Raw genomic sequence first — 16,936 nt, 5'->3', positions numbered from 1 at the left:
GGACGAGTCGCCAGGCTTAAAAAGTCTGCCCCATGGAGAACTGGAACACCTGCGTATCCGCGTTTTCAGGCGTGCGTACCGGGAAGGCCAGGTTGACACTCAACGGCCCCAACGGACTGTACCAGGTCACTCCAACGCCGACGGAACTGGCCATCTGGTCGAGGTCGACTCCGTCGCAGCCCTGGGTGGTGCTCAGGTAGCACTTGTTGGAGTACACGCTGCCAACGTCCCAGAACACCGACGTGCGCACGGATTTGTTGTCTTTGATAAAGGGCATCGGGAACAGGTATTCCACGCCGCCGGTGATGAGGATGTTGCCGCCCAGTGATTCGGTGTCGCGGTCGGAATAATACTTCTGTCCTTCACTGGCATAGGTGCCGGTGGCCGGTGTGCTGTGGGGGCCGAGGGTGCCGCTTTCGAAGCCGCGCACCGAGCCCTCGCCACCGGCGGTGTAGTTCTCGTAGAACGGCAGGCCGTCGGTCGAGCCGTAGCTGTTGCCGTAGCCGAGTTTGGTATGGAACCGCAGGGAGGTGGCGTCGGTGACCGGCACAAAGGTTTGCCCGGTGTAGTCGAGCTTGTAGAAATTCAAGTCGCTGCCCGGCACGGTCATCATCAGGTTGAGGTTTTGCGAATGGCCACGGGTCGCCAGCACGGCGCGGTTGAGGGTCGATTCCGACCAGCCGAGGTTGGCCTTGAGGTTGGTGAACTCGCTGCCTTCGCGTTGGATAAAGTCGTAGATCTCATCAGAACTGTAGGTGCCGGCTTCGATGCTGTCATGTTGCACCGTCACGCCGAAGCTCAGCCGTGAGGTTTCATTGATCGGGTAGCCCACCGTGGTCCCGGCACCAAAGCTATTGATGGAGTAGTACGAATTGTCGTCATCGTAATACTCGTTATAGTCGGTGGCGCTGTAGAACGCGTTATAGCCCAGGCTCACGCCGTCCGGCGTGAAATAAGGGTCGGTGAAGCCGATGTTGTACTTGCTTTGGTAAGACGAACGGGTCAGGCCGAGGCTGGCGTAGTTGCCGCTGCCGAGGAAGTTGTTCTGGGTGATCGAACCACCGAGGATCAGGCCGGCGCTCTGGGAGAAACCGACGCTGGCGGTGATCGAACCGGAGGCCTGTTCCTCGACGCTGTAATTCACGTCGACCTGGTCATCGATGCCCGGTACGGCCGGGGTCTCGACGTTGACCTCCTTGAAAAAGCCCAGGCGCTCCAGGCGGGTCTTGGACTGGTCGATCAGGTAGGTCGACGCCCACCCCCCTTCCATCTGGCGCATTTCTCGGCGCAGCACTTCGTCGGCGGTCTTGGTGTTGCCCCGGAAGTTGATGCGGTTGACGTAGGCGCGCTTACCCGGGTCGACAGCGAAAGTGATGTCGACGCTATGGTCTTCATTGTGCGGAGTCGGCACCGCGTTGACGTTGGCAAAGGTGTAGCCCTCGTTGCCCAGGCGACGGGTGATCAAGTCCGAGGTCGTGGTCATGATCTTGCGCGAGAACACCTGGTTTTTCTGCACCAGCAGCAGCGACTTGAGCTGGTCCTCAGGCACTTTCAGGTCACCGCTGAGCTTGACGTCACGGACGGTGTACTTCTGGCCTTCGGTGACGTTGACGGTGATGTAGACGTGCTTCTTGTCCGGGGTGATGGACACCTGGGTCGAAGCGATGTCCATGTTGATGTAGCCACGGTCCAGGTAGTAGGAACGCAGGCGCTCGAGGTCACCGGAGAGTTTTTCGCGGGCGTACTTGTCGTCGTTCTTGAAGAACGACAGCCAGTTGCTGGTCTTGAGGGTGAATTGATCGGTCAATTCTTGCGTGGTGAAGACGGTATTGCCCACCACATTGATGTGCTGGATCGCTGCGACGGCGCCTTCGTCTATCTTGATTTTCAGGCCCACACGGTTACGCGGTTGCGCGATCACTTCGGCATCGACGGTGGCCGAGTAGCGACCCTGGGCGACGTATTGGCGCTGCAGCTCGTTACGCACGCCTTCGAGGGTGGCGCGCTGGAAGATCTCGCCTTCGGCCAGGCCGGATTGCTTGAGGCCTTTCATCAGGTCTTCAGTGGAGATCGCCTTGTTGCCTTCGATCTCGATACTGGCGACCGACGGGCGCTCCACTACCGTGATGACCAGGACATCGGCGTCGTGTCCCAGTTGGATGTCCTGGAAGAAACCGGTCTTGAACAACGCGCGGGTGGACTCCACCAGGCGCCGCTCATCCGCTTGATCACCCACGTTCAATGGCAAGGCGCCGAACACGCTGCCGGCGGAAACGCGCTGAAGGCCGTTGATACGGATGTCGGAAATTTTGAAGCCTTGAGCGTGTGCAAATGTGGCATTGAGCAGCAGTGCAGCCGAGCAGAGCAGGCGCGAAAAATTCATCAAGATCTTATCCAGGACACATCGACAAGCAGCGTAGGCGGGCGCGGATATCTCACAGCAAGACAAGTCACCGCGCAGCGAGCAGGCTGGTGGAAGTGCAGCATAAAAGCTCGGTGCGTTTGGTGCGGTTAACCCAATGTCAAGTTAGGTAAAGGTTGGCTCGCGGCGATGACGCTGTGCCATGCAAGGGCGATAATGCACCGCCCTCCACTCAAGAGCGTCCCATGATCCGCGTATTGCTTGTCGACGATGACCAGGAACTGACGGGAATGCTCAGCCAATACCTGGAGCGTGAAGGCTTTGAGGCGACGGCCGTGCACACCGGCGAGGAGGGCGAGGTGCAGGCGCTCTCCGGTCGCTATAGCATCGTGGTGCTGGACGTGATGCTGCCGGGGCTGTCGGGTATTGAGGTGCTCAGGCGCATTCGGGCGGTGAATCAGGTGCCGGTGGTGTTGCTCACGGCCCGTGGCGACAACATCGACAAAATCACCGGCCTGGAACTGGGGGCCGATGACTATGTGCCCAAGCCCAGCTCACCGGGGGAGTTGGTGGCGCGTCTACGGGCGATCATGCGCCGGGTGCAGCCGGCGGACCAGCCCACCAGCGAAGTGATCAGGACCGGCCCGCTGGTCTTGTGGCCCGGCAAGCGCCAGGCCCAGTGGCATGGACGCGAGCTGGCGGTAACCAGCACCGAGTTCAGCCTGCTCGAAGAGCTGGCCCGTTGTGCCGGGCAGGTGGTAAGCAAACAGGACCTGTCCCTCAACGCCTTGGGCTGCCCTTTGACCCGCTACGACCGGCGTATCGACGTGCACATCAGCAGCATTCGCCACAAGCTCGGACCTCGCCCCGACACCAAGGCCTGGATCCAGAGCGTGCGTGGCCTCGGTTACCTGATGATCGCCGAACAATGAAACCCAGCCGGCTGTTCTGGAAACTGTTCCTGGCGTTCTGGCTCTCCACCAGCCTGACGTTTCTGGTCGGGTTGGGCATCCTGGTGATGGGCAGTTCCAGGCCCGGGGATCCTCATCTGGAAACCATCCTGGCCACCGAAGAACAGCTGTTGCGCCAGTTTGGCGTGGAGTCGGGCCGGCAACTGCTGGCGGTGTGGGAGCACCCGGCGGACCAGGCCGTTGGCGTGTATGACAGTGCCGGTCAACTGCTGGCCGGGGCACCGGTTACGCAACCGGCCTATGAGCGCTCGGTCGTCAGCAAGGACGGTGCTGCGCTGTCGCTCAGGTCTACTCATCCCTTGGGTAAAGAGCGTGACAAAGGGCCAAGCCCCTGGACACCGTTGATCATCGGCACGGTCATGAGTGCGTTGTTCAGTGGTTATATGGCGTTCTACCTGGCATGGCCGCTGGCCTATCTTCGGCGGGCCATGAGCGACGTGGCCCAGGGGCGCTTCGAAACACGGGTCAAGCCGATGATGGGCGCGCGCCGGGATGAAGTCGTCGATCTGGCCGAGGACTGCGACCGAATGGCCAACCAGTTGAAACTGCTGGTAGAGGCCCAGCAACACTTGCTGCACGACATCTCCCACGAATTGCGCTCACCGTTGACCCGCATGCAAGCGGCCATCGGGCTGCTGCAGCAAGATCCGGCTCGCCTGGAAATGGTCGAACGCATCGACCGTGAGTCGGTGCGCATGGACACGCTGATCGAGGCGTTGTTGACCCTGGCGCGCATGCAGGGGCGGCCTGAGAGTATCGAGCGTGAGCCAATCGATATGGTTGAATTGCTGTCGGTGATCGTCGAGGACGCTCGATTCGAGGCGCAAATGAAAGGTTGCCAGGTCAGTTTGCAGGCGGGCTCGGCCTTTATCAGTCGAGTCAGCGGCGAACTGTTGTATCGCTGTTTCGAGAACGTCATTCGAAATGCGGTGCGTTATACCCGGCCGGGGAGCACGGTGGTGGTCGTGGCTGAGACCAACCCCGAGGCAGGCTGCCTGACGGTGCGGATTAGCGATCAGGGCCCGGGTGTTGAAAACGACCGCTTGCAGGATATTTTCCATCCGTTCGAGCGGGGCCTGAACGACAGCAGTGCCGGTTTCGGCCTGGGCTTGGCAATCGCTTCTAGGGCCGTGGAAATACACGGCGGCACGATCATGGCGCGCAACGAGCCAGCCGGTGGGCTGACCGTGGAAATCAGCTTGCCCCATCAGGCATGATCTTTACACGATATTACATTGGCTTGACGGCTCTGTACGCCCCGTCTCAGTAGACTTTGCGCTCTAACTTACTCAGCGTTTGCTGATGTCTCAGCGTGGAGGTGCTCATGTTTCTGGTTCATAAGAAGGGCTTCGTCCCCGGCAAGAGAATGGTTGACGGCCTGGTGCCCTACGACTTCTTCTGCGAGGACAATCCGGGCCTCAACCTGTTTGTCTTCACGGGTTCCGCCACCCCGGGCAAAGTGGTTGAGGAGCAGACGCTCTGGGGCTTTACCCGTCTGGAGCGCTTTGAAGCCCTGACCGGCACGCTGGTGTCGAACAAAAAGCAGGAAGGCTGGTTCCAGAAGGTCAATGTGCTCACCGGCCCCGCCCAGAATGGTACGCAAAGCGTGAAGTTCCAGCGGGTGCTGAAAATCATCAAGCACACCGATGCATCGAGTTGTGTTGCCAGCAAGGTTGACTACGAGATCCAGACGGATGAAGGCGATACCTACTTCACTCGTCGGCCTGCTATGGGCGACAGCGCGCAAACTATTATCTATTCGGCGGATCAGTAGGCTCGACTTCGAGGTGCCGGGGTGCTCACTGCGCAATGTCTGTTTAATGGGGCGCCAAGATCAACAGCCAAAGCAGAGCAGGAGACCCCCAGCATCTATGTAGCTGAACGACCGCTGTCGCGAGCAATCTCGCTCCCACATGGGGCTGCGGGTGTTCACTGTATCTGCAAACGACACAAAAACCTGTGGGAGCGGGCTCGCCCAAATCAGGCCGGCTATGAGGCTGCCTCGTTTTGCTGCAACGCCTCAGCCATCGGCAAGCTGAAACCGATAACCCACCCCATACAACGACTCAATCGGCTGTTCACCCGGGCAGGCCTGTTCGAGCTTGCGCCGCAGGTTACGGATATGACTGTCGACGGTGCGATCGGTGACCACCCGGTGATCGGAATAGATCCGGTCCAGCAACTGGTCCCGGGAAAACACCCGCCCCGGGGAGCGGGCGAGGGTGCTGAGCAGGCGTAGCTCCAGCGGTGTGAGGTCCAGGGCGATGCCGTCGAAAGACGCCAGGTACTGTTCTTCGTCAATCAGCAGACGCTTTGGCGCAGAGTTCAGAAGTTGCGGGCTGCGCCGCAGGATCGCCTTGACCCGGGCCACCACTTCGCGAGGGCTGAAGGGCTTGCAGATGTAGTCGTCGGCCCCCAGGTCCAGCCCGAGCAGGCGGTCCACTTCCTCGACGCGGGCGGTGATCATGATGATCGGCACAGCGCTGAAACTACGTAGCTCCTGGCACACTTGCAGGCCGTCACGCCCCGGCAGCATCAGGTCGAGCAGGATCAGCCGCGGCTCGTTGACCCGTACCGCTGGCACCACTTGAAGGCCATTGTCCAGGCATTGGGTCGCGTAGCCGGCGGCGATCAGGTAGTCGCGCATCAATGCGGCCAGTTTGGGTTCGTCTTCGACGATAAGGATCGGACTGTCATCGGTCATGGTTCAGGCGTTCCGTGGCAGGCGCAGGGTCAGCCAAAGACCACCCAGCGGCGAGTGATCGGCGCTGAGGCTGCCGCCGTGGGCCAGGGCGATGCTGTGGCAGATGGCGAGCCCCAGGCCGGCGCCACCGCTGGCGCGATTGCGTGAGGTTTCGCCGCGGTAAAAGCGCTCGAACAGCCGTGGCAATTGATCCGCATCGACCCCGGGGCCGGAGTCGAGAAAATCGATGCGCACCACGTCACCCTCGCTGGCGGCACGAATGCGCAGCACACCGCCTTCATCGGTATAGCGCACCGCATTTTCCAGCAGATTGCCGAACAGTTGCTGCAGGCGTTTGGGGTCGGCTTCGACCTCCAGCGGCGTTGTCGGCAGCTCCAGCTCCAAACGCAGATGCCGGGTGTTGCAGCGTTCCTGGAACATCGCCACGCAGCCGTCCAGCAGGTCGTTGAGATCGCATTCGCTCTTGCGGTAAGTCAGCGCGCCGACATCGGCCAGGGACAGTTCATACAGATCGTCCACCAGTTTGCTGAGCATGCCGACTTCGCCTTGCAGCGATTTCATCGAGGCTTGATCGAGGGTGCGCACGCCGTCTTCGATGGCCTCCAGCTCTCCGCGCAATACCGACAGCGGGGTGCGCAGTTCATGGGACACATCGGCCATGAACTCCCGGCGCATTTTCTCGTTGCGCTCCAGGGTATACGCCAGTTGATTGAAGTCCCGCGCCAACTGACCGACTTCGTCATTGGAGGACACCGTCACCCGGTTGCTGTATTCGCCGGCGGCCAGCCGGTGCGTGGCAGCGGCCACTCGCTTGACCGGGTCGAGCAGGGTGCGGGCGATCCACCAGGCGATCAGCATCGCCAATAGCAACGAGAACACGCCCATGGCCAGGCTGGTGCGCACCAGGTACTGCCGAAAACGTTCGCCGCCGGCTTCGGTCACGTTCTGGAACGGCGTCACCGCCAGCCAGCCGACGGTTTTGCCGCCAACCTCCACCGGGCGCATGAGGGCGTCGTTGGCAATCGCCGAGTAACCCATGACCAACTGTTTTTGCTGGTCCAGCAGGGCGATGCGAAATACCGCGCCGGTCAGGTCGGACATCGGCATGGACGGCCGCTGCGGGTCGCTGTCGTTTTCCCCCGGTTCCGGGCGCAGCAGTTCGAACCAGCGATCCGGCTGGTTGCGCAGGAATTCCCAGTCGCCCTCGCGCGCGTAGGCGTTGGCCAGGCGCGGTAGCACCGGCGTCATGCGCAACAGCGCCTGTTCGTTGAGGTAGTCGAGGAAACCTTTGCCAAAGCTCCAGCCGTTGGCCACCCCCATGCTCAGGATGACGAATAGCACGCTGGCCAGTACGGCAATAAACAGCTTGGTGGAGATGCTCAGTTTCATGGGCTCGGGCAGGTCGATGAATGCCCATCCATTTAGGCCCTGGTGCGATGAAGATTCAAGGGCGGCGGGCAATCTTCAATTTTCCTGCACATTTGCCTCGCAGTATGGCGCCTGGCTTGAACCATCCGTCTTGCAGAGGCATTTATGTCGACCAAATTATTCGCCAAATCCCTGGTGACCGCCGCCGTCCTGGTGTGCTTGATCATTCTGTTCCTGTTGGGCGGTTGCTCCGGCGAATCCGCCCCGGTGCTCGAACCGCCGAAGGTTTCAGTGATTACCGTGCAGCCGCAAAGCCAGGCGCTGACCACGGAGCTGGCCGGGCGCACCCAGGCATTCATGGTCGCCGAGATTCGCCCGCAGGTGGGCGGTATCGTCCAGCAGCGACTGTTTGTCGAAGGCGCCGAGGTCAAGGCCGGGCAGGCGTTGTATCAACTGGATGCTTCCTCCTACAAGGCCGCGCTGGCTGAAGCCCAGGCCAACCTCGCCAAGGCACGCGCCACCTTGAAGTCAGCCCAGGCCAAGGCCAAGCGTGATGCACAGTTGGTGAAAATCGATGCCATCAGCCAGCAGGACAACGAGGATGCCCAGGCCAGCCTGCTGACCGCCGAAGCGGAATTGCAAGTGGCCCAGGCCGATGTCGACACCGCACGCATCAACCTGGCGTATACCCGCATCAGTTCTCCCGTCAGCGGCCGCATCGAAACCTCGACGGTCACCCCTGGCGCGCTGGTGGTTGCCAACCAAGACAGCGCACTGACCACGGTGCAGCAGTTGGACCCGATGTATGTCGACGTCACCCAGTCGACCACCGAGCTGCTGCGCCTCAAGCGTGACCTGGCCAGCGGTGTGCTCCAGAGCAATGGTGAAGGCGAAGCGCGGATCAGTCTCAAGCTCGATGACGGCAGTACCTACGCCCATGAGGGGCGCTTGAAGTTCAGCGGGGTCAGCGTCAATGAAGGCACCGGCACCGTGACCTTGCGGGCGCAAATCGCCAACCCGGAGCGGTTGTTGCTGCCGGGCATGTACGTGCGGGCAGTCCTGGAACAGGCGCGGGACGATAAGGCGATCCTGATTCCACAGAAGGCCGTGACCCGCAGCGCCAGCGGCGCGACCTCGGTGCTGCTGGTGGTCAACGGCAAGGTCGAGCAGCGGCTGCTGACCATCGACCGCGCCGTGGACAACCAGTGGTGGGTCACGGCTGGGCTGAACGCGGGAGACCAGGTGATTGTCGAGGGCGGGCAGAAAGTCCGGGTCGGTGACAGCGTCGTGGCACAGAACACCGGCACCCGCAGCCGTACGCAGAAAGCGACGCCTGTTGCCATTGCGCAGGAGGGTTGAACATGGCGCGTTTCTTTATCGACCGGCCGATTTTTGCCTGGGTCATCGCCATCGTCATCATGCTCGCTGGCGCCTTGTCCATCAGCCAGTTGCCCCTGGAGCAGTACCCGGACATCGCGCCGCCGACGGTGCGTATTTCCGCGACCTACACCGGCGCCTCGGCCAAGACCGTGGAAGACTCGGTGACCCAAGTCATCGAGCAGCAGATGAAAGGCCTGGATAACCTGACCTACATGTCGGCCTCCAGCAGTTCGGACGGCAGTGCCAGCATCAGCCTGACCTTCACCGCCGGCACGAACCCGGACGTGGCCCAGATGCAGGTGCAGAACAAGCTGCAACAGGCTGAATCGAGGCTGCCGCAGTCGGTGCAAAGCGAGGGCTTGACCGTGACCAAGGGCGGTTCGGACTTCCTGATGATTGCCGCCCTGGCGTCCGACAACCCGAGCGTCACCGGCACCCAGATCGGCGACTACATTTCCAGCACCTTGCTCGATTCCATCAGCCGCATCGACGGCGTTGGTGATGTGCAGACCTTGGGTTCAGGCTACGCCATGCGCATCTGGCTGGATCCGGCGCTGATGGAGAAATATGCGCTGATGCCCTCGGACATCAGCAGTGCCCTGGAGGCGCAGAACACTGAGGTCTCCGCCGGTCAGCTCGGCGCCATGCCGGCGGTGAAGGGCCAGCAGTTGAACGCCACCATCAGCGCCCGCAGCAAGCTGCAAACCGTCGAAGAGTTTCGCAATGTGGTGGTCAAGTCCACCAGCAACGGTGCCGTGGTACTGCTCGGGGATGTGGCGCGGGTTGAATTGGGCAGTGAAAGCTACGACGTGAGTTCCGCCCTTAACGGTAAACCCGCGGCCGCCATGGGCGTACAGCTCGCCGCCGGGGCCAATGCCCTGAACGTGGGTGAAGCGGTGAAGGCCAAGCTCAAGGAGCTCGAGCCGTTCTATCCGGCTGAAATGCAGCTCAAGAACGTGATCGCCTACGACACCACACCGTTTGTCAGCCTGTCCATCGAAGAGGTGGTCAAGTCCTTGGGCGAGGCCATCGTCCTGGTGGTACTGATCATGTTCCTGTTCCTGCAGAACCTGCGGGCGACGCTGATCCCGGCGATCACCGTGCCGGTGGTGCTGCTCGGTACGTTTGGCGTGCTGGCGCTGTTCGGTTATTCGATCAATACCTTGACCATGTTCGCCATGGTCCTGGCCATCGGCCTGTTGGTGGACGATGCGATTGTGGTGGTGGAGAACGTCGAACGGGTGATGGGCGAGCAGGGGTTGTCGGCCCTGGACGCCACGCGCCAGTCGATGGATGAAATCACCAGCGCCCTGGTCGGCATCGCCTTGGTGCTCAGCGCGGTGTTCATTCCCATGGCTTTTTTTGGCGGCTCCACGGGGGTTATCTATCGGCAGTTTTCGGTCACCATTGTTTCGGCCATGGTGCTCTCGGTGCTGGTAGCGATGACGCTGACGCCGGCATTGTGCGCGACCCTGCTCAAGCCTTCCGACGCTGAGGGGCATGGCGCGCAACGGGGTTTCTTCGGCTGGTTCAACCGCACATTCGAGCGGGCTGCCGAGGCCTATAAACGTCGGGTGGGGGGCATTTTGCAGCGCGGGCGCGTCAGTTGGCTGGTGTACGGGCTGGTGGTGCTGGTGATGGCTGCCGGTTATCTGAGCCTGCCAACGTCGTTCCTGCCCGATGAAGACCAGGGCATTCTCATGGCTCAGGTGCAGTTGCCGGTAGGGGCTACAGACAGCCGTACTCAAGCGGTGGTCAAACAGTTCGAAAGCTACCTCCTCGAGCAACCGGAAGTCGAAGCGCTGATCAGCATTTCCGGCCTGGGCATGAACGGCAACAGCCAGAACAGCGCCCGTGCCTTTATCCGCCTCAAGGACTGGAGCGAGCGTACCGGGGCCGGGCAGGATGCGGCGTCCATTGCCCAGCGCGCGACCATGGCGCTGTCGAGCATCGGCGATGCCAATGTGTTCGTCATGCAGCCACCGGCCGTGCGCGGCCTGGGGCAGACGTCCGGCTTCGACCTGCAACTCAAGGATCTCGCCGGCCTGGGGCATGACGCGCTGGTGGCGGCGCGGGAAAAATTCATCGAACTGGCCAACCAGGATCCTCGTTTGCTCGGGGTGCGCAGCAATGGCCTGGATGACGCACCGCAGCTCAAGGTCAGCATCGATGATCGCAAGGCCGGGGCCTTGAGCCTGAGCACCAGCGACATCAACACCACGCTGTCCACGGCGTTGGGCGGCACTTACGTCAATGACTTCCTCAACCAGGGCCGGGTGAAGAAGGTCTATGTCCAGGGCGAGGCTGCGTCGCGCATGCAGGCGGCCGACCTGGAGCATTGGTTCGTGCGCAACAGCAACAACGAGATGGTGCCTTTTTCCTCGTTCGCCAGCAGTGCCTGGAGCTACGGCTCGCCGTTGCTGGAACGCTACAACGGCAACGCGTCGCTGGAGGTGGTCGGCGACCCGGCGCCCGGGGTCAGTTCCGGGGACGCCATGGACGCGGTGGAAGCGATTATCAAGCAATTGCCGGAGGGCATCGGTTACGAGTGGACCGGGCAGTCCTATCAACTGCGCCTTTCCGGTTCGCAGGCACCGTTGCTGTACGGGATATCGGTGCTGTTTGTATTCCTGTGCCTGGCCGCGCTCTATGAGAGTTGGTCTGTGCCTTTTTCGGTGATGCTGGTGGTGCCGCTGGGGGTGGTGGGCGCGGTGCTGGCCACCCGTTTCAGTGGCTTGAGCAACGATGTCTATTTCCAGGTCGGGCTATTGACCACCGTGGGGTTGGCGGCCAAGAACGCGATTCTGATCGTCGAGTTCGCCAAACACCTGCAAGAGCGGGGCAACAGCTTGCGGGAAGCGACGCTGATTGCCGTGCGCCAACGCTTGCGGCCGATTCTGATGACATCCCTGGCCTTCATGTTCGGTGTGTTGCCCCTGGCCCTGAGCAGCGGCGCAGGTTCCGCCGGGCGCCAGGCCATTGGTACCGGGGTGCTGGGCGGGATGTTGTCCGCCACGGTGCTGGGGATCTTTTTCGTACCGTTGTTCTTCGTGCAGATTCGCCGGCGTTTTTCCCGGGTTTCCACGGCGTCGACTTCCGTTCCAACCACCCAGTCAGGTGACGCATGATCAAGTTCCGTTGGCCCTTGCTGGCCGTCCTCGCGCTGCTCGGTGGCTGCATCAATCTGGCGCCGCAGTACGAGCGCCCCGAGGCGCCGATCGCCGAGCAATGGCTGGCGCCCGCCAGCACACCCAAGGGGCAGGTGGCCGCCGACATCGAGTGGCAACAGTTTTTCACTGACAGCCGTCTGGCACGCTTGCAGACTCTGGCGCTGAGCAACAATCGCGACCTGCGCCTGGCCGCCCTGAACGTCGAAAAGGCCCAGGCGCAATACCGCATCCAGCGCGCGGAGTCTTTACCGTCGATCGATGCCAGCGTCAGTGGCACCCACAGTCGTACACCCGGCTCGTTGTCCAACAGCGGCTCGGCGACCACCACCCATGACTACAGCGCGCAACTGGGGCTGAGCAGTTATGAAGTGGACCTGTTCGGGCGGGTGCAGAACCTGCAGGACGAAGCGCTGGAAGACTATCTGGCCCTGACCGAAACCCGGCGCAGCACGCAGATCAGCCTGGTGGCCGAAGTGGCCACGGCCTGGTTGACCCTGGCGGCGGACAACGAGCGGCTGCACCTGGCCCAGGAGACCTTGCGCAGTCAGCTGGCGACCTACGAATTGACCCAGCGCAGCCACGCACTGGGTGGTTCCTCCGGATTGTCGGTGGCCCAGGCGCAAACCACCGTGGAGTCAGCCCGGGCCGACGCGGCGGCGTATGAAAGCCAGATTCTCCAGGATCGCAATGCCCTGCGCCTGCTGGTGGGCAGTGATGTTCCCGAGGAACTGCTGCCAGGCTCGACCCTGGAATCGGCTGCGGCGCTGGTCCAGGTACCGGCCGAGCTGCCTTCCAGCCTGCTGCAACGGCGTCCGGATGTATTGGCCGCCGAACACACACTCAAGTCGGCCAATATCGACATCGGCGCGGCCCGTGCGGCGTTCTTCCCGAGCATCAGCCTGACGGCCAGTGCCGGTTCTTCCAGTTCGGCCTTGTCCAGCCTGTTCAAGTCCGGCAGTGGCGCCTGGTCGTTCGCCCCGAGCGTCAGCCTGCCGATCTTCGACGGTGGCAGCAACCGCGCAACGCTGGACGCGGCCAAGACCGAGCGCGAGATTCAGGTGCAGACCTATCAGCAGACACTGCAAAGCGCCTTCAAGGAAGTGGCCGATGCCCTGGCGGTGCGCAGCACCCTGGATCGCCGCATCGAGGCCCAGCAGGCGTTGACTGACGCCAGCCGCAAGAGCTTCGAACTCTCCGATGCCCTGTACCGCGGCGGTTCGCAAAGCTATCTCGAAGCCCTGGATGCCCAGCGTTCCCTCTACAGCGCCCAACAGGACCTGATCAGCCTGCGTCTGACCGAACAGAGCAACCGGGTGACGTTGTACAAGGTGATGGGGGGCGGCTGGAATTAAGGGCAGGGCGAGGGCGCAATGCCAATGACCTGAATCTGTGCGAGCGGGCTTGCTCGCGAAGGCGGCACATTCAACATCACCGCAAACTGACCCACCGCCATCGCGAACAAATCCCATACGGATTGAAAATTGGCTCACGCCGCCGTCGATTTGACCCGGCTGTCGCTCGCGGTTTCCCGGAACAGCCGGGGCGACATGCCGAAGGTCGATTTGAAGTGTCGGCTGAAGTGGGAGCTGCTGCCATAGCCCCAGGCGTAGGCGATCTCGGTGAGTGAGCGATGGGCATGTTCCCGGCTGCGCAGGTCTTCGGCGCAGCGGGCCAGGCGCCGCTGCCAGATGTACTCGCTGACGCTGCACCCCAGTTCATCCTGAAACGCCCGGTGCAGGCTGCGTACCGAGCACTGCTCGGCGTTGGCGATGCGTTCGATGGTCAGGTCGCGGTCGGCCAGATGGCGTTCGATATACGCCTTGAGGCGGTTCTGCTTGAAGAAGCGGAAGTCGTGTTCGAGTTGCTTTTCTTCCTGCTTGTTCTTCAGTGCGTTATCCAGCAGACCGGTGATGCTGTCGCCGATCAGCCCGGCCGAATGGTTGTTGAGCAAGGGGTATTGGTTGTAGGCATCGCTGACCAGGTGCATCAGCATCCGGCCCAGGCCGTTGCGACCATTAAGGTGCATGTCGCCGGTTGGCGCGAGTTGTCCAGGGGCGCCCTGGAACAGCAGGATGAAGTGTTCGCAGCCTTGGGTGCTGGTGACGTCGAAAGGTTTTCCGCAGTCGACCAGGAGCATTTCGTCAGGCGCCAGTACGCTGCGTTGTTGCCCCTGCTCGAAATGGCTGACCCCCGCAATCTGCAGGATCAACATGCGCGGCGTCTCGAGGGAGTCGATGGCCTTGCTCAGATGACGGGAGTAGCGATGGGCACTGGCGGTCATTCGACAGAACCGCAGCTGGCCCAGGTCTCCGTACTCCAGCCGGCCCTGGAAGTTGCTGTCATGCAACGGATCGATGAAGGTCGACTCCAGACGTTTGACATAGTCCGGCGTGCGACCCAGGTGGTCACTCATGAATTCTTTCCACTTCATCAGCCGATCGGAACGCACAACCTGATCAGTGGACACACAGGCTAAATGGGTCATTTGTCGCCTCTATTTTTTATTGTTTTTTGTTGATTGGGCAAAGAGGTCAACTTGCCCAATCCTGGCTGCGTCCCTGCGGGTTAGTGATCAAAAAGGGTAGTGATGGCTTCCGGGCTGCCAGGTGACCCAATGGGCACGGGTGAATTCGTCCAAGGCATAGTGACCATTGAAGCGGCCGAGCCCGGAGTTCTTTTCACCGCCGAAGGGCGCGTTGGGTTGGTCATCGACCGTGATGTCGTTGATATGGGTCATGCCCGCGACAATGCCCCGGGCGAAGTTCAAGCCACGGGCCATGTCTCGGGTGAACACCGCGCTGGACAGGCCATATTCACTGGCGTTCGCCAACGCCAAGGCGTGACCTTCGTTCTCGGCGATCAGCAGCGGCAGCAAAGGCCCGAACGTTTCATCGCGGGCCAGTTCCTGATCGGCCCCCACCTCACCGAACACGTGGGCAGGCAGCACTAGCCCGGAGGCCGGGCCGCCACACAGCGGCTTGAGGCCGGCGCTCTGGGCCCCGTCGATTTTACGCAGCAGGCCATCGAGCTGGCTCTGATTGACCACCGGCCCGATCACCGTGTCTGCCTTGGCCGGGTCGCCGGTCTTGAGGTTGCGCACGCGTTCCACCACCAGCGCGGCGAAGTCGGCATACAGCGAACGGTCGACGATCACCCGGTTGACGCTCATGCAGATCTGCCCTTGGTGCAGGAAGCGTCCGACTACCGCAGCGTGGGCGGCTATTTCAACATCCGCGTCATCGAGCACCACCAGTGGAGCATTGCCACCCAGCTCCAGGGCGACACGCTTGATGTGTTTGCCGCCGGTAGCAATGCGCCCGACATTACGGCCCACATCCGTCGAGCCGGTGAAGGAAATCAGGCTCGGTACGGGATGCGCGACGAAGGCGTCGCCAATCTCCGAACCGGCACCGACCACGACGTTGAGCGAGCCTTGCGGGAAGCCGGCTTCTTCGAACAGGTGGGCAATCAGCAGGCCGCCGGTCACTGCCGTGTCGCTGGCGGGCTTGAGCACGATGGTGTTACCCAGCGCCAGCGCCGGCACCACCGAACGCATGCTCAGGTACAACGGGAAGTTCCACGGGCTGATCACACCCACCACGCCGAGCGGCTCGCGAAACACGAAGCTCTGTTCGCCGGGCTTGTAGCTGGTGAGGATGCGTCCCTCGACCTGCATCGGCATGCTTGTGCACTCGCGCACAAGGTTGAGCGTGAACTGCCATTCCATGCTCGCCTTGATCCGGGTGCTGCCCGACTCACGAATCAGCCAGTCAACGATTTCGTCACGACGGTCCTGGATAACCAGGGCGAGTTTTTCAAGGTATGCGCTGCGCTGTGTCGGGTGCAGTTGGGCCCAGGCTGCTTGCGCTTGATGGGCGGCCTGATAGGCGTCATCGAGATCGCCGATCGAGGCCAACGGCATTTCCAGCAGTTGTTCGCCGTTGAACGGGTTGCGGTCGTCCAGGCGGCGCGCGGAGCGACCGGCACGCCAGGTGCCGTTGATGTATTGGTCGCCAGTGATGGCGTAAGGGGCGAGCGGTTGAGTGGTCATAATCTTACCTTTGGCGGCAGGTGATCGCGTCGTTCAAGCAGTTGAGGGTGCCAACGCTGTCGATGAAAAGGGCTCAGCTTCGGATCCAGGCACGTCCCCAGGAATTGAGCGTGTATTCCTCCTGGGGCCAGACGCCGGGTTGGCGCGAGGCCTCGGTGACTTCCAGCTCGGCGGAGAACTCCAGGCGGTTGCGGTCGGCATCGACCACCATGAAGAACAGGTTGTTGCCTGGCCCATGCCGGCCAGGGCCGAAGAAGAGGGTGATGCGCTCCTTGGCGAAGCGATCACCCCAGTCGCGAATGTCGTTCCATTCGTTGGTTTCGTAGCAGTGATGATCCCACTCGTTTTTCGAACCACGGAAAAACGCCAGTGTGTGATGCTCATCGTCCGAGCGCAGGAAACACGTCATGAGCTGGCCGCTCTGCTCATCCACGACATTGTCCGAGACGGTAAACCCCACCGTGTTGACGTAGAAATCGATCATCGCTTCCAGTTCAGTGGTCTGGAACACCACGTGCTGCAGGCGGCCAGGCATGCCATGTCGATCAACAGCGGCGTGGCTGCGCGACACCCCGAAGATCGTTTGCCGACCCTGGGGATCATGGATCAGGAAGGCACCGGGTTCGAGTAACGGCGAGTCGAGCGCTTCGACAGCACAGCCGCTCTCGACCAGGCGAAGCCGCAGCGCTGTCAGTCGAGCCTGATCGCCCAGGTCAAACGCCGCCGCGAGCAGGCCACTGTGGTCAGCCGGCGACACGAGCATGGCCCGTTGCGGGCCGCTGAGTAGCCAGCTGCCGTCGGCCTGCGCCGAGCTGTCCATGTCCAGCAGTCGGCGATAGAAATCGATCTGCCGTTGCGGTTCTTTGCTCGCCAGGTGCAGGTAGCACAAGCGTGCCGGTGTGGAAGTCTGGAGTGTTTGCATAAACACCT

At 61.8% G+C, this 16,936-nt stretch carries 12 protein-coding genes; 6 read left to right on the top strand and 6 right to left on the bottom strand.

What is annotated here, in order from left to right:
* Positions 1-16: 16 nt before the first annotated feature.
* Positions 17-2,383 (bottom strand): outer membrane protein assembly factor BamA, encoded by a 2,367-nt coding sequence (bamA, locus tag EPZ47_RS18615; protein ID WP_135846154.1) that lies wholly within the window; start codon positions 2,381-2,383, stop codon positions 17-19.
* Positions 2,384-2,607: 224 nt separating this feature from the next.
* Here bamA and EPZ47_RS18610 point away from each other — a divergent pair, with 224 nt between their 5' ends.
* The 3 genes from EPZ47_RS18610 to EPZ47_RS18600 all read left to right on the top strand — a co-directional run bounded on the left by EPZ47_RS18610 (position 2,608) and on the right by EPZ47_RS18600 (position 5,107).
* Positions 2,608-3,294, top strand: coding sequence for a response regulator transcription factor (locus EPZ47_RS18610; RefSeq protein WP_135846153.1), 687 nt, complete (start codon positions 2,608-2,610; stop codon positions 3,292-3,294).
* Entirely contained in the window at positions 3,291-4,550 is a 1,260-nt protein-coding gene (locus EPZ47_RS18605; RefSeq protein ID WP_135846152.1) for a HAMP domain-containing sensor histidine kinase, read from the top strand. Before EPZ47_RS18610 ends, EPZ47_RS18605 begins: the two co-directional genes overlap by 4 nt.
* Before the next feature lie 107 nt (positions 4,551-4,657).
* Positions 4,658-5,107: a hypothetical protein gene (locus EPZ47_RS18600; protein ID WP_135846151.1), complete on the top strand. Its 450-nt coding sequence runs from the start codon at positions 4,658-4,660 to the stop codon at positions 5,105-5,107.
* A 246-nt stretch (positions 5,108-5,353) separates the two neighbouring features.
* Here the strand turns inward: EPZ47_RS18600 and EPZ47_RS18595 are convergent, their stop codons facing one another.
* Both EPZ47_RS18595 and baeS read right to left on the bottom strand, forming a co-directional pair.
* Positions 5,354-6,037 carry a response regulator gene (locus EPZ47_RS18595; RefSeq protein ID WP_135846150.1) on the bottom strand — a complete coding sequence of 228 codons (684 nt, stop codon included), beginning with the start codon at positions 6,035-6,037 and terminating at the stop codon, positions 5,354-5,356.
* 3 nt (positions 6,038-6,040) lie between these two features.
* Positions 6,041-7,426: a sensor histidine kinase efflux regulator BaeS gene (gene baeS / locus EPZ47_RS18590; protein WP_135846149.1), complete on the bottom strand. Its 1,386-nt coding sequence runs from the start codon at positions 7,424-7,426 to the stop codon at positions 6,041-6,043.
* Between the two features lie 144 nt (positions 7,427-7,570).
* Between baeS and EPZ47_RS18585 the strand changes: the two genes are divergently transcribed.
* Genes EPZ47_RS18585 through EPZ47_RS18575 form a run of 3 tightly spaced genes read left to right on the top strand, consistent with a single transcriptional unit; the run spans position 7,571 to position 13,307 of the window.
* On the top strand, positions 7,571-8,764 hold the full coding sequence (locus EPZ47_RS18585; RefSeq protein WP_135846148.1) for an efflux RND transporter periplasmic adaptor subunit: 1,194 nt from the start codon (positions 7,571-7,573) through the stop codon (positions 8,762-8,764).
* 2 nt (positions 8,765-8,766) lie between these two features.
* Entirely contained in the window at positions 8,767-11,913 is a 3,147-nt protein-coding gene (locus EPZ47_RS18580; protein WP_135846147.1) for an efflux RND transporter permease subunit, read from the top strand.
* The gene (locus EPZ47_RS18575) at positions 11,910-13,307 is read left to right on the top strand and encodes an efflux transporter outer membrane subunit (RefSeq protein ID WP_135846146.1); all 1,398 of its coding nucleotides are present in this window, start codon (positions 11,910-11,912) and stop codon (positions 13,305-13,307) included. Before EPZ47_RS18580 ends, EPZ47_RS18575 begins: the two co-directional genes overlap by 4 nt.
* A 134-nt stretch (positions 13,308-13,441) precedes the next feature.
* Here EPZ47_RS18575 and EPZ47_RS18570 read toward each other — a convergent pair whose 3' ends face one another.
* From EPZ47_RS18570 to EPZ47_RS18560, 3 genes are all read right to left on the bottom strand, one after another.
* Positions 13,442-14,440, bottom strand: coding sequence for a helix-turn-helix domain-containing protein (locus EPZ47_RS18570; protein ID WP_135846145.1), 999 nt, complete (start codon positions 14,438-14,440; stop codon positions 13,442-13,444).
* Positions 14,441-14,527: 87 nt separating this feature from the next.
* Entirely contained in the window at positions 14,528-16,006 is a 1,479-nt protein-coding gene (locus tag EPZ47_RS18565) for an aldehyde dehydrogenase family protein (RefSeq protein WP_135846144.1), read from the bottom strand.
* 73 nt (positions 16,007-16,079) lie between these two features.
* Entirely contained in the window at positions 16,080-16,928 is an 849-nt protein-coding gene (locus tag EPZ47_RS18560) for a VOC family protein (RefSeq protein WP_135846143.1), read from the bottom strand.
* Between the last annotated feature and the right edge of the window lie 8 nt (positions 16,929-16,936).

It is taken from the genome of Pseudomonas viciae, assembly GCF_004786035.1.
Lineage (GTDB): Bacteria > Pseudomonadota > Gammaproteobacteria > Pseudomonadales > Pseudomonadaceae > Aquipseudomonas > Aquipseudomonas viciae.
Note: the sequence above shows the minus strand (reverse complement) of the source record. Positions and strands in the feature narration are given on the sequence as shown.

What these genes read in the sequence shown, in the direction of transcription:
- bamA (WP_135846154.1), bottom strand. Translation starts at nt 2,383, where the DNA reads ATGAATTTTTCGCGCCTGCTCTGCTCGGCTGCACTGCTGCTCAATGCC.
- EPZ47_RS18610 (WP_135846153.1), top strand. Translation starts at nt 2,608, where the DNA reads ATGATCCGCGTATTGCTTGTCGACGATGACCAGGAACTGACGGGAATG.
- EPZ47_RS18605 (WP_135846152.1), top strand. Translation starts at nt 3,291, where the DNA reads ATGAAACCCAGCCGGCTGTTCTGGAAACTGTTCCTGGCGTTCTGGCTC.
- EPZ47_RS18600 (WP_135846151.1), top strand. Translation starts at nt 4,658, where the DNA reads ATGTTTCTGGTTCATAAGAAGGGCTTCGTCCCCGGCAAGAGAATGGTT.
- EPZ47_RS18595 (WP_135846150.1), bottom strand. Translation starts at nt 6,037, where the DNA reads ATGACCGATGACAGTCCGATCCTTATCGTCGAAGACGAACCCAAACTG.
- baeS (WP_135846149.1), bottom strand. Translation starts at nt 7,426, where the DNA reads ATGAAACTGAGCATCTCCACCAAGCTGTTTATTGCCGTACTGGCCAGC.
- EPZ47_RS18585 (WP_135846148.1), top strand. Translation starts at nt 7,571, where the DNA reads ATGTCGACCAAATTATTCGCCAAATCCCTGGTGACCGCCGCCGTCCTG.
- EPZ47_RS18580 (WP_135846147.1), top strand. Translation starts at nt 8,767, where the DNA reads ATGGCGCGTTTCTTTATCGACCGGCCGATTTTTGCCTGGGTCATCGCC.
- EPZ47_RS18575 (WP_135846146.1), top strand. Translation starts at nt 11,910, where the DNA reads ATGATCAAGTTCCGTTGGCCCTTGCTGGCCGTCCTCGCGCTGCTCGGT.
- EPZ47_RS18570 (WP_135846145.1), bottom strand. Translation starts at nt 14,440, where the DNA reads ATGACCCATTTAGCCTGTGTGTCCACTGATCAGGTTGTGCGTTCCGAT.
- EPZ47_RS18565 (WP_135846144.1), bottom strand. Translation starts at nt 16,006, where the DNA reads ATGACCACTCAACCGCTCGCCCCTTACGCCATCACTGGCGACCAATAC.
- EPZ47_RS18560 (WP_135846143.1), bottom strand. Translation starts at nt 16,928, where the DNA reads ATGCAAACACTCCAGACTTCCACACCGGCACGCTTGTGCTACCTGCAC.